Source organism: Mesonia sp. K7, assembly GCF_003233725.1.
GTDB lineage: Bacteria > Bacteroidota > Bacteroidia > Flavobacteriales > Flavobacteriaceae > Mesonia.
Map to the genome: position 1 here is coordinate 1 of NZ_QKQV01000012.1, position 12,740 is coordinate 12,740.

General features: G+C 37.7%; 10 protein-coding genes and 1 other RNA gene. 8 read left to right on the top strand and 3 right to left on the bottom strand.

The window, feature by feature from the left end; translation table 11 throughout:
• Positions 1–141: 141 nt before the first annotated feature.
• Entirely contained in the window at positions 142–1,074 is a 933-nt protein-coding gene (locus tag DNG35_RS09135) for a hypothetical protein (RefSeq protein ID WP_111128290.1), read from the bottom strand.
• Between the two features lie 110 nt (positions 1,075–1,184).
• Here DNG35_RS09135 and DNG35_RS09140 point away from each other — a divergent pair, with 110 nt between their 5' ends.
• Positions 1,185–2,333 (top strand): cysteine desulfurase family protein, encoded by a 1,149-nt coding sequence (locus DNG35_RS09140; RefSeq protein ID WP_111128293.1) that lies wholly within the window; start codon positions 1,185–1,187, stop codon positions 2,331–2,333.
• Here DNG35_RS09140 and DNG35_RS09145 read toward each other — a convergent pair.
• On the bottom strand, positions 2,330–4,798 hold the full coding sequence (locus DNG35_RS09145; RefSeq protein ID WP_233494474.1) for a carboxypeptidase-like regulatory domain-containing protein: 2,469 nt from the start codon (positions 4,796–4,798) through the stop codon (positions 2,330–2,332). The two genes, DNG35_RS09140 and DNG35_RS09145, sit on opposite strands and share 4 nt — an antisense overlap.
• A gap of 4 nt (positions 4,799–4,802) precedes the next feature.
• Positions 4,803–6,506, bottom strand: coding sequence for a M23 family metallopeptidase (locus DNG35_RS09150; RefSeq protein ID WP_111128296.1), 1,704 nt, complete (start codon positions 6,504–6,506; stop codon positions 4,803–4,805).
• A gap of 837 nt (positions 6,507–7,343) precedes the next feature.
• Here DNG35_RS09150 and DNG35_RS09155 point away from each other — a divergent pair.
• The 7 genes from DNG35_RS09155 (at position 7,344) to DNG35_RS09185 (ending at position 12,724) form a co-directional block, all read left to right on the top strand.
• The gene (locus DNG35_RS09155) at positions 7,344–7,634 is read left to right on the top strand and encodes a hypothetical protein (RefSeq protein ID WP_111128300.1); all 291 of its coding nucleotides are present in this window, start codon (positions 7,344–7,346) and stop codon (positions 7,632–7,634) included.
• 14 nt (positions 7,635–7,648) lie between these two features.
• Positions 7,649–7,951, top strand: a complete 303-nt coding sequence (locus DNG35_RS09160) for a cell division protein ZapA (protein ID WP_111128303.1) — start codon at positions 7,649–7,651, stop codon at positions 7,949–7,951.
• Between the two features lie 46 nt (positions 7,952–7,997).
• Positions 7,998–8,105, top strand: a non-coding RNA gene (ssrS, locus tag DNG35_RS09165) — 6S RNA.
• A 47-nt stretch (positions 8,106–8,152) separates the two neighbouring features.
• A complete protein-coding gene (gene rny, locus DNG35_RS09170) occupies positions 8,153–9,718 on the top strand; it encodes a ribonuclease Y (protein WP_111128306.1) in 1,566 nt (521 codons plus the stop codon).
• Between the two features lie 55 nt (positions 9,719–9,773).
• Positions 9,774–11,045, top strand: a complete 1,272-nt coding sequence (locus DNG35_RS09175; protein WP_111128309.1) for an NAD(P)/FAD-dependent oxidoreductase — start codon at positions 9,774–9,776, stop codon at positions 11,043–11,045.
• Between the two features lie 45 nt (positions 11,046–11,090).
• Entirely contained in the window at positions 11,091–11,459 is a 369-nt protein-coding gene (locus tag DNG35_RS09180; RefSeq protein ID WP_111128311.1) for a S24 family peptidase, read from the top strand.
• Entirely contained in the window at positions 11,459–12,724 is a 1,266-nt protein-coding gene (locus DNG35_RS09185) for a Y-family DNA polymerase (RefSeq protein ID WP_233494475.1), read from the top strand. Before DNG35_RS09180 ends, DNG35_RS09185 begins: the two co-directional genes overlap by 1 nt.
• The last annotated feature ends 16 nt before the right edge of the window (positions 12,725–12,740 follow it).

The following is a 12,740-nucleotide window of genomic DNA, read 5'->3' on the forward strand; positions in this document are numbered from 1 at the left end:
AAATGCTTCGGAAAACTTACGTTGTTTCTTGATTAATTTTAAATTAGCTTTCATATAAATTGACTTTAGTGGTCAACCTATATCAGGGACGTACATCCACTAACCGCTAACCGCTAACCGCTAACCGCTAACCACTAATCACTAATTATTACTAATCACCACCGAAGCGCTGACCGTAAAACTCCCCAGAATTAAGGTCTCAATTTTTATTTCTTCACCATTCGCCGAATTCTTAAGCGTTACATTTTCCGCGACAGCGATATTTTTAAAGCTTCGGTTAAGAATATTCAAGCGGTTAGAAACAATGCTTACACTAGCAGAATCATCGGTATCGAGATAATTAGGAATTCCGTCGTTGTCGGTATCGTCATTTGCAGGGTTAACATTTTCTGGTGTATCATTATCTTCTGCGTTTAGATCTTCGTTTCGGGTTGGGGTTCCGTCATTATCATCATCGGTATCAAGATAATTCGGAATTCCGTCACCATCAGTATCAGGATATTCGTCTTCTGGATTTTCGATAGCCAGGTTGATCTCATTTGAAGTAAGCACGTTGTCGTTATCATCATCGGTGTCTAAATAATCTGCAATGCCATCACCATCTGAATCTTGCTCGGTAGCTCTACCTTCATCAACATCAGGAATACCATCTTGGTCGGCATCATCTTCGTTGGTTGGCGTAGAAGTTCTCACAAAAGTAACTTGACCACCATTGGTGGAAACATATTCTTCGGTCACATCGATATTTGCAGGAGGAACAGCGTTACAAAAATATTCGGCATCTATATTCGATCTAAAACTACGGTAAGTAAGCTTATTGTTAGTATTGATCTGAACAATGGTGTCGTTTTGCTCTAAGTCAGGATATGCTCCTGAAAAATCTGGATCATTAAATTCTAAAAAAATACTTTCAGAAGGATCGGTATTAATGGCGAAAACAATCGTTTTTTCGTTGTTGTTGCAAAGCTGTAGCTGACTTTCTTCATCAAAATCAAAATCGGTTACAATTATATCACCATCATCACAACTGGCTATAACAAGCGTCAGAGCTATAAAAAGAACTAAGTTTTTCATCATGCTATAATTATTACACAAATCTACAAGAAAATCTTGTAACCCTTTATGATGTTAAAAATAATTTAAAATTGTTACTTTTGCTCGACAATTTTTACAATCGTTTACTCATGAAAAATGTATATTTAGATAGCGCAGCCACGACACAACTTCGACCAGAAGTGGTAGAAAAGATGACCGAAGTCCTACACATGACCTTTGGGAACCCTTCTTCTACGCATGCGTTTGGTCGTGCGGCAAAATCATACATCGAGAATGCGAGAAAAACAATTGCAAAATACCTAAACGTAACTACGAGCGAAATTGTTTTTACTTCTGGCGGAACGGAAGCCGATAATTTAGCTTTGAACAGTGCGGTAAGAGATTTGGGGGTAAAACGTATCATTACTTCAAAAATAGAACACCATGCGGTTTTATATACCGTTAATCAGTTGCAGAGTTGCCACGGAATAGAAGTAGAGTACGTCAATTTAAAAGACTGTGGAAGTATCGATCTAGATGATTTAGAAAAGCGTTTAAAAAGCTCAGAGGCGAAAACCCTTGTAAGCCTCATGCATGTCAATAACGAAATAGGAAACATCTTAGATATCAAAAGGGTAGGAGACTTGTGTAAGGAAAACCAAGCCATGTTTCATAGTGATACGGTGCAATCTATCGGCCATTACCAAATCGATTTACAAGAAGTAAACGTAGATTTTTGTGCCGTAAGTGCACATAAGTTTCACGGACCAAAAGGAGTAGGTTTTGCTTATATAAGAAAGAACAGTGGCTTAAAACCGCTTATTTTTGGAGGCGAACAAGAGCGTGGCTTTAGAGCCGGAACCGAAGGTGTTCATAATATCGTAGGATTAGAAGAAGCTTTTAAAATTTCATACGAAAACTTAAAAGAAGAGAAACCTTATGTAGAAGGTCTGAAAACATATTTTGTTGAACAATTAAAAAAGGAAATCCCTGAAGTGAAATTTAACGGGGGTTGTTTAGATAAAGTAAAAAGTACTTATACATTGGTGAATGTAGGTCTACCAATTCCACCAGAAAAAAGCGCGATGTTGTTATTTCAGTTAGATTTAAAAGGAATTGCTTGTTCTAAAGGTAGTGCTTGCCAAAGCGGCAGCCAATTGGGTTCTCACGTGTTAAATGCTTTTCTTTCGGAAGAAGACCTCAAAAGACCAGCACTTCGTTTTTCATTTTCAAAATTCAATACCAAAGAAGAATTAGACTACGTGATTGAGGTGTTAAAAGAGCAAGTAAACAGCTAGAATCGCATACTTAACTTCAAGTTGAAAAGTCTTGGTGTTAAATAATTGGGTGTGCCAAAAATTCTTTTCGAGTAAACGTCGCGTACAAAAGTTCTCGTGATAGAGTTTTGCCTGTCAAATACATTAAAGATTTCAAAGCCAACTGCTAAACCTTTGAAGGTTTTGAGCCAATTGGTACGTGTATTTTCTTTGGCTTCGTCTACAATCACATAAGAAAAACCAGCATCTACACGGTGGTAATTGGGTAATCTACTCTGGTAATCGTACGGATCTGCATAAGTAGGCGATCCACCAGGAAGTCCGGTGTTATAAACCATATTGAGGTACAACCTAATCGAAGGTATATTTGGGATATAATCTTGAAAAAGTACCGCAAATTTCAAACGCTGATCGGTAGGTCGGGAAATATAACCTCTGTCGTTGATGTTCTCTTGTGTCTTTAAATAACCAAAACTCAACCAACTTTCTGCGCCAGGAACCAATTCGCCACTCAAACGCGCATCAAAACCATAGGCGTATGCTTTGGCGTTGTTTTCAGCAGCGTAACGAACCCTTACATTTTCTATCGTATACGGGTTGACATCGGTTAAATCTTTATAGTAAACTTCAGTAATCAAGGTCATGGGTTTATCTTTTTCTTTTCCCCATTTAAAACTGTACTCGTTTCCGGCGATGATGTGATACGATTTTTGGGCTTTTAAATCGGGGTTCACTTCACCGTTTCTATTTCTAAGTTCTCTGTAAAATGGCGGTTGGTAATACAAACCTCCCGACAGCCTAAAGATTATATCGTTTTTCCAGTCAGGTTTTAAAGCCACTTGTGCTCTTGGGCTAATGACGGTTTGAGTAATTTTCTCAGATTTTTGGTCGTCGACAGTCCAAGTATGACTTCTTGCTCCTGCATTCAGCCATAGTTGTGAATTATTGAGTTTGGTTTTATAACTCCATTGTGCGTAGGCTTGTAAACGATTGATCACTTTTTCGTTATAGGCTCTGACAGAAATATAGGGCTCAAGCGGAGCATCGTAAGGTTCGTAAGGTTGGTTGTTTTCGATATCATCAAAAGGAGGACGGATAGTAAATCCAGCAGAATCGATTACTTCATATTCGCGTAAGCGATCTCTTATGTCTTCATGGGTATATTTGATTCCGTAATCGATTTGATGATTGTTTTTGCTATAGTTTCCTTTGTGTTCGATATTAAAAATAAGGGCATCAAGGTCATTTCTGGCATGATTGAGTTGCGAACCCAAACCTTCTAAATATTCACTTTCACCTAAATCATCACCGCCAATGTTGGTGTTGACGTCCTCACTTAAAAAATATTGTCCTAATATATCAAAATGTTCTTGTTCTTGGGTATTGAAGGCAGAAGCGATAAGTTTTGCCGTAAAATTTTCCGAGACATCGTAAGAACCTTTGATAGCCGAAAAATAGGTTTGGTAGCGGTCTTCTTCTTGACCTTCGTAGAAGATAACCAATTTTTTAGGTTCTTGTAAGGTTCCGAAATTGGTCTCTTTGGCAACGGGTTCATAATCGTATTTATTGGAAGAAAAATTTCCTAAAAAACCTAATTCAAACTTTTTGTTGACTTGATAAGTGATGTACGTTTGAGCATCGATAAACGAAGGGTTGTAGTCTACTTCGATATCTCGTGAATTTACAAAAAGGCTGTTGTTACGGTAACGAACGCCCAAAATGGCTGAAAGTTTTTGGTTTTTGGTGGTTCCTTCGATAGACGAATTTACGCCCAACAAACTCATATCTAGCGAAGCACCAAATTCGGTTGGTCTTCGGTATTCGATGTCTAAAACAGAGGATAGTTTGTCGCCATATTTTGCCTGAAACCCTCCTGCAGAAAAATTGACATCCCTTACCATATCGGTGTTTACAAAGCTTAAACCTTCTTGCTGTCCAGAGCGAATGAGAAAAGGCCGGTACACTTCAATTTCGTTCACATAGACTAAGTTTTCGTCATAATTTCCGCCACGTACCGAATATTGGGTGCTCAACTCATTGTTCGACGAAACGCCAGGAAGTGTTTTCAGTAAATTTTCAACACCTGCATTTGCTCCAGGTATTTTTCTGATCGTTTCGGGTGATATGGTGGTTAAGCCTTCTACGACATTTCTTTCCTTACCCGTAATCACAACTGTTGTGATTTGTTCGACATCGGTTTTTAAAACGGGGTTGAACTCTATCGATTCTCCTTCTGAAAGATAAACGGGAAACGTAACACTTTTTAAACCAACGTAGCTTATCTTGATAGTGATTTCTTGGTTTGCCGGAATTTCCAATTGGTAAAAACCATTTTCGTTGGTCAGTGTTCCCAAATTGTTATAGGTAACATTGGCAGCAGGAACAGGAGTATTATTTTCGTCGAGGACTATCCCTTTTACTTCTGCAGTTTGTGCAAAACCTATCGAAGCAATGATAAAAAAGAGGAGGAGAAACTGTTTTTTCAAGGTCTTAGTTTAAGTTCTTTCGGTAAAAAGTGCCTTCAAATGTACTACTATTTCCTACATTATCAAGCACGATGATTTTTAAATTGTTTTCGGTATCAGAAATCACATTGTCACTAAAATAATGAACCAATCGGTTGGTTTTATAATCGTATTCCATCAAAATAAACTTACCGTTGATGGTGGCTCGGTAGTTTTTAATCCCGGTTTCTTTATCATCGATCTCAAAAACTAAACTTGAGTGATTAGACATCCATTGCTTTTCTCTAAAATTTACAGGCTTTATCGTCGGTTTTGTTGTATCTGAATGCAACTCATACTTACCAAAAGTTCTGGTTTTGGTAGTAAACCTGTTTTTGAGCTTATAAGTGTCAGTATAATAAGGAGTTCCCCAATCAGACATACGTGCAATATAAAGTCGCTCTTTGTCTTCTTCGCTATACATGCTTACGTCAAAACCAATAGTGATATTGGTGTGTAAAGGGGTTTCATCGTTGTGCACAACGATGCCATTTCCTTCTTTTCTAATGTCTAAGTAAGTGTCTTCGTATAGTGCGTTTTGCGGAATATAAATATCGTAACCTGCTTCGTCAAAAACGGCGGCTTGACCGGCTTGTACAAAATAAGGAGTAGTTTTCGTTTCCACGGAAGTGATTTCGGAATCATTTAATTTTTCAGAAATTATTGGGATAATAATCTTGCTTTGATTGCCTTTAAAGTCTTTCACTACAATTTCATAATCATAATTTAAGCTGTCTTGAATAACCATAAACCCCATTTCGCTTGACGCGGAAAGTAAACTTAGCGGATTGTTGGGTTTTTTATAAAGTTTTTGGATCCTACGTTTGTGTTTCTGAAAATAGCCGTAATCGATATATTGATTGAGGTGTCTTGTTTCGGCAAAACTAAAACGGGTAAAACTGGCGTGAAATAGGCTCTTCCCGTTTAAAAAAGTCTCGATGTCATAAACCCCGTTTCGATTTACAGCGTTGTCCAATCGGTCTGAGGTAGCGATGCCAAAACCTATTTTTCCGTAAGCTTTTAGCGGTTCAGCTTTATACACGTGGTCGCCTAGATGCCTTAAGTTCACCGATTGAAAGCCACTATTTTTATTGACGTGTGAACCACCATCTTGTGGATAAACATAAACGCCTAAAATATCTGGGTGTCGACTGTCAGAAACATCAATTCCAAACTCAAACGGATTTATTGGTCGGGCCGAACTGTCCCTGATTTCAAAGTGTAAATGTGGTCCGCCGCTTCCGCCACTATTTCCGCTGTAAGCGATCAACTCTCCTTGTTTTACGTTAAGTTCGCCAGCGGTAGGGAAAACTTCTACTTCGTAGCTTTCTTTTTCGTACTGTACTTTTTTGATATAGGCTTCTATTGTGGGAGAAAATTTTTCTAAATGCGCGTAAACCGTGCTATAACCATTTGGATGTTGTATGTATAAAGCTTTTCCGTATCCATAATGACTTATTTTGATGCGGTTGACATAACCTTCCGCAGAAGCGAGCACGTTTAAGCCAGTTCGCTGATGGGTCTTGATGTCTAGTCCACTGTGAAAATGATTAGAACGCAATTCACCAAAAGTGCCTGATAATATAAGTGGTATCTCTAGCGGACTATCAAAATAGTCTTGTGGTAAAGGTGCTTGACCATAAGAAATACTTGATAAGAGTAAAAATAAGCTGAGGATGTATAACTTCATATTCAAAAATAACTACAATTGCCAAGAATTATTATAAAAATAGGATTTTTTCTTTTTAAAAATTGAAATTGAAAAGGGAGCTGAACTTGAAGCTTTTAAATCTGAAACTTTTGAACACGTCATTGCGAATCCCGATCCCGAGCCTTCGGGACGGAATGAAGCAGTCCCAATAATGAGAATACTTTGTCATTCTTTTAAAAGAGTTTCTTGTATTGTCATCACAACCGACCTAAGTTTCGCATTGGGGCACCCATAGCTGAAGTGGACGTTAAAAATTAAAAGCTGTTTGAAGTTCACCATGTGAACAAGTTCTTTTAATTTAGTCTACAAAGCGTGGTGGGTCAAGAAGAAACTTGAGTCTTGATTTTTTGCTTCGTTTTGCATCAAGGCAAAATGAAGAGATAAAATTTAAGTTATGGCAAACTTTATAAATATACTTTTTCCATTGATGAAAAAGTATACAAAAAATCTAGGCTTATTTTAATTTCTCCGAATTGTTACAAAACCATTCTTATCTTCCGCAAGGGAAACCGTTTCACTCGTCCCTTGCTTCAATACCTTTCTGCGAATATTTTTGACAATTCTTACAGAAATTAAAAATAAGCCGTTTTTAGGGTTACTAATTCCAAAAATTAAAAACTGTTTGAAGTTCATACGCTCAAGCCATAAACTAAAAACCGAAAAATGTAAACTTACTAACAGCAAACCCCTAATTCATAATTCAAAATTTATAATCCGCTGATAGCTCAAAGCTGCATTAAAAATAAAAATGTTAAAAAACAGTTGGTATATTACGATAAGTATGTTTAAATTTGTAGTAATAATTGCATTGGCAAAATGAGTAATTTGATTGATTTAGTAGACTCGTTAGAAAACAAACTCAGTAAATTACTTCACAAATATGAGCAGTTAAAGGCTCAACAAGAAGATTTAAAACGTGATTTAGATCAAAAAGATGAAGTGATTGCTGGGTTAGAGTATCAATTAACAACACTACATCAAGATCATGAAAGTTTAAAATCTGCCAACGCTTTATTAGGCAGTAACGAATATAAACGAGTTACCAAACTCAAGATAAATAGCTTAATAAAAGAGATTGATAATTGCATCACTCAGTTTTCAGAATAAAATAAATACTAAAAATGGGTGATAAATTAAAAATAAAAATTTCTATAGCCGATAGGGTTTACCCGCTTAATATCGACCCAAGTCAAGAAGAAGGTTTGCGCAAAGCGGCAAAAAATATAGAAAAAGTTATTAAGCAATTTGAACAAAATTATGCTGTACGAGACAAGCAAGATGTATTGGCGATGTGTGCCTTACAATTTGCTGCTCAAACAGAACAACATACAATAAATAACAGTGGTGAAGTAGAAGAAGCGACAAAAAAATTAGAAGATTTAACAGCTTTACTAGACGATCACTTAAAAAACAACGTTCATTAAAATAAACTAAGGTTTACTGCCTGTATTAGTTACATATATTTGATAAACTCAACAATTACACATTTGAGAAGGGTGAGTTTAAGCTGTAAAAGCAAGCCGTCTTAGAACGGATCCTTGATCAGTTTGTTAACCCTAAACCTGTCATTAGGGGTTTATACAAAATTTTCAACTAGTACAGGCTTTTTTTATATATACACATTTATGGAACTAACAATCACAGCAATCGCAGGTGTTATCATAGGCTTTGCACTTGCATATATTTTAGGAAGATTTTTTCAGAAAAAAAGAGCCAGTTCGATTATCAATCAGGCAAAAAAAGAGGCCAAATCAATCTTAAAGGAAGCACATTCTGAGGGCGAATCGAAAAAGAAGGACAAAATTCTACAGGCAAAAGAAAAGTTTATAGAGCTGAAAGCTGAACACGAAAAAGTAATTCTTTCGCGAGATAAAAAAATAGCTGACGCAGAAAAACGCACACGTGATAAAGAATCGCATGTGTCTAGCGAACTTTCAAAAAATAAAAAACTCAATAGCGAACTTGAAGCAAAGCTTAAAGAAATCGATTATAAATCGGAGTATATAGAGAAAAAACAAGAGGAAGTAGATAAAGCTCACGAGAGTATTGTCAAACAACTGGAAGTGATTAGTGGTATCAGTGCCGAAGAAGCCAAAACACAATTGATAGAATCACTAAAAGAAACAGCAAAAACCGACGCGATGGCGATTATTCAAGATACCATCGAAGAAGCAAAACTCACGGCACAACAAGAGGCAAAGAAAATTGTGATCAATACCATCCAGCGTATTGGTACTGAAGAAGCCGTAGACAATTGTGTGTCGGTGTTTAATTTAGAAAGCGACGATGTCAAAGGTAGAATTATTGGTCGTGAAGGCCGTAACATCAGAGCCCTAGAAGCAGCAACAGGTGTAGAAATTATCGTCGACGATACACCAGAAGCGATTATTCTTTCTTGTTTCGATTCCGTAAGAAGAGAAGTGGCGAGACTTTCGTTGCACAAGTTAGTGACCGATGGTAGAATTCACCCAGCGCGTATCGAAGAAGTGGTCAAGAAAACCCGCAAGCAGATCGACGAAGAAATCATAGAAATAGGAAAACGTACGGTAATTGACCTCGGAATTCACGGTTTACATCCAGAATTGATAAAAACGGTAGGTAGAATGAAATACCGTTCTTCTTACGGTCAAAACTTATTACAACACTCACGCGAAGTAGCAAAACTTTGTGGAGTGATGGCAGCCGAATTGGGACTTAACCCAAAACTGGCCAAAAGAGCAGGACTATTGCACGATATCGGAAAAGTGCCTGATACCGAAACCGAAGTACCTCACGCAATTCTTGGGATGCAATGGGCAGAAAAATACGGCGAGAAACCAGAAGTTTGTAACGCCATAGGAGCACACCATGATGAGATCGAGATGACTTCGTTGCTTTCACCCATCATTCAGGTTTGTGATGCGATAAGCGGCGCAAGGCCAGGTGCAAGACGTCAAGTTTTAGACTCGTATATCCAGCGTTTAAAAGACCTTGAAGATATTGCTTTTGGATTTGGTGGCGTTAAAAAAGCTTATGCAATTCAGGCAGGTAGAGAACTGCGGGTAATTGTAGAAAGCGAAAAGGTAAACGATGACAAGGCTTCAAGTCTTTCGTTTGATATCTCCCAAAAAATCCAAACCGATATGACTTATCCTGGGCAGGTAAAAGTCACGGTAATCAGAGAAACTAGAGCGGTAAATATTGCTAAATAAGCTTTCGCGAAATTGATTCGTGGTATGATTCCGCTGTAACGAAAATAATTTTTTCATGAAAAAGAAAATCGTAATCGTTGGCGGTGGTTTTGCAGGAACTGAGTTTGTAAAAACTTTGGGTAATTCCGATATGTACGACATTATTTTAGTAGATGTCAATAACTATAACTTTTTTCCACCACTTATTTATCAGGTTTCAACAGGCTTTATGGAACCTTCGGCAATCAGTTATCCTTTTCGAAAAATACTTCGAGATAAAAAAAGTGTTCGATTTCGTTTAGGCGAACTTCAAAAAGTAGTTCCTTCCGAAAACAAAATCATCTTAAATAACGGGGGGTTTGCCTATGATATTTTGGTGATGGCAACAGGTACCGAAAGTAACTTTTTCGGCAATAAAAACATCGAAGAAAACAGTCTTCCGATGAAGACCATTAGTGATGCATTGGCATTGCGTAATGTGATCCTTACCCGATTAGACCGAGCTACCCGATTAAGAACCAATGAAGAACGTAAAAAACTACTCACTTTTGTAATTGCTGGTGCCGGACCAACAGGCGTAGAACTTTCAGGGATTCTTTCAGAAATGAAGGCGTCGGCCATCAAAAAAGACTATCCAGAACTGAGCGAAGAAGATTTAGGTGAAATTTATTTGATAGATGGTTTGGATGCCGTTTTAGCGCCGATGTCCAAAAAATCCCAAGACTATACGTATCAGAAATTAAAAGAGTTTGGAGTAAAAATCAAACTTAATACCTTAGTTAAGGATTTTGATGGAGAAACGGTTTTTCTTTCCGACGGAACAAAGATAGCAACCGAGAACCTCATTTGGGCGGCTGGTGTAAAAGCCAAAACTTTCGAGGGTTTTACTGAGGAAAGCTTCGGAGCAGGAAAACGTTTAAAAACGAATGCCTATAATCTCGTTGAGGGTTACGACAATATTTATGCACTGGGTGATTGCGCTTTGGTGGCAGGAGATAAAAATTACCCAAACGGTCATCCGCAATTGGCACAACCGGCTTTACAACAAGCTAAAAACTTGGCGAAAAATTTAAGTCTAAATAAAAATGAATGGAAGCCTTTTACCTATTTCGATAAAGGTTCTTTGGCAATCATTGGTAGAAATAAAGCCGTGATGGATTTTCCGAAGCAAAAAGGAGCGCTAAAGGGTTTTATAGCTTGGTTTATCTGGATTTTTGTGCACATCATGGGCTTGGTAAATTTCAAAAATAGGCTGCGTACGTTTATCGATTGGATTGGTTACTACATCTACAAAGACCAATATTTTAGGATGATCATCAAACCTACACCGAGAAAAGAAGAAAAATAAGATTTGCAACTCCATAATATTGGAAATATTCCATAATTTTGCAGTATGGATATCAACGATTTTGGAAAATTAGATAAAACAGCTGTAAAACATCAGCAAGAATTTATTGCGCATACCGGATTTCCTAGTGCGGCAACACATTACGCCGAACCTTCTATCGATTTAAACGAAGTGCTCATCCGTAATAAAGACGCCACTTTTTTTGTACGGATAGAAGGTAATAAACTTTCTGAAGTGCAGATTTTCCACAACGATGTGTTGATTATCGATCGGTCCATTTCCCCAAAAAACAACCAATTGGTTTTAGTGATTGAAGATGGAGTGTTTAAAGTAAAGCGAATGGCCTCCCAATTACAGCAAGAGGAAATGTTGGTTTGGGGTGTGATTACGTATGTGATTCACGCGGTAAAATGATGGCTTTAGTCGATTGCAATAGTTTTTACGCTTCGTGTGAGCAAGTGTTTAGAGCCGATTTACAAGGCAAACCTGTGGTGGTTTTAAGCAATAACGATGGCTGTATCATTGCCGCAAATAAAGAAGCGAAACAGATTGCCGATATTCCGATGTTTCAACCGGTTTTTAAAATCAAGGACTTACTGAAAGCCCACCAAGTAACCATGTTTAGCTCTAACTACACGCTCTACGGCGAAATGTCACAGCGGGTGATTAATGTTTTACGAAATTTTTCTCCTCATTTAGAAGCTTACAGCATCGACGAGTCTTTTCTAGACTTATCGGGTTTATCGCATAAAGATTTATCCGCTTACGGAAAAGAAATCAAAGAGAAGGTTTTAAAACACACGGGTTTACCCGTTGGGGTGGGGATTGCTTCCACGAAAGTGTTGTCTAAAGTAGCCAACAAGCTCGCCAAAAAAATTCCTGAAAATGAAGGTGTTTTTGTCATCGATTCGGAAGCAAAAAGAATAGAAGCACTCCAAAAAACCTTAATCGCCGATGTTTGGGGAATTGGAAGAAAACATGTGAAACGTCTCCAAAACATTGGCATTTATACAGCTAATCACTTTACCGAACTTCCGCTAAACTGGGTGCGAAAGAACATGACCGTTGTTGGCGAACGTATGTGGCGAGAATTACGTGGCGAAAAAATGATGGAAGTAACGAACCACAGTCAACCGAGAAAAGCAGTGGCTACGGCAAAATCTTTTGGGAAAAAGCTCGAAAAACTCGATATCATTGAGGAAGCTTGTGCATATTACATCAGCGAAGTGAGCGAAATACTGCGAAAGCAAAACTCTACCGCGAGCTATTTACAGGTTTTTTTAAACACCAATTACCATAGTGACTTCGATAAGCAGTATCACCCGAGTATCACCGTAAAATTAGAAATGCCCACCAACAATACTTTTGTACTCATAAAAGAAGCCAACAAAATTCTTCGAAAGATTTATAAACCTGGTTTTCGCTACAAAAAAGTAGGGGTTTGTTTGAGTGGACTGCGTTCAGAAAACTACGTGCAAACCAATTTGTTTTGCCAAGAATTTTCAGGCAAACAACAAAACTTAATGCAAATGATGGACGATATGAATGCCAAGTATGGCAAGTCCACCATTTTTTCAAGTAGTTTGGGTATCCGTAAAAAAGAATGGGAGCTCATTAAAGAAGAACGAAGTCCACGATATACCACACAGTGGAAGGAGTTGCTAAAAGTGCAGGGTTAAATATATTTATTTGAAA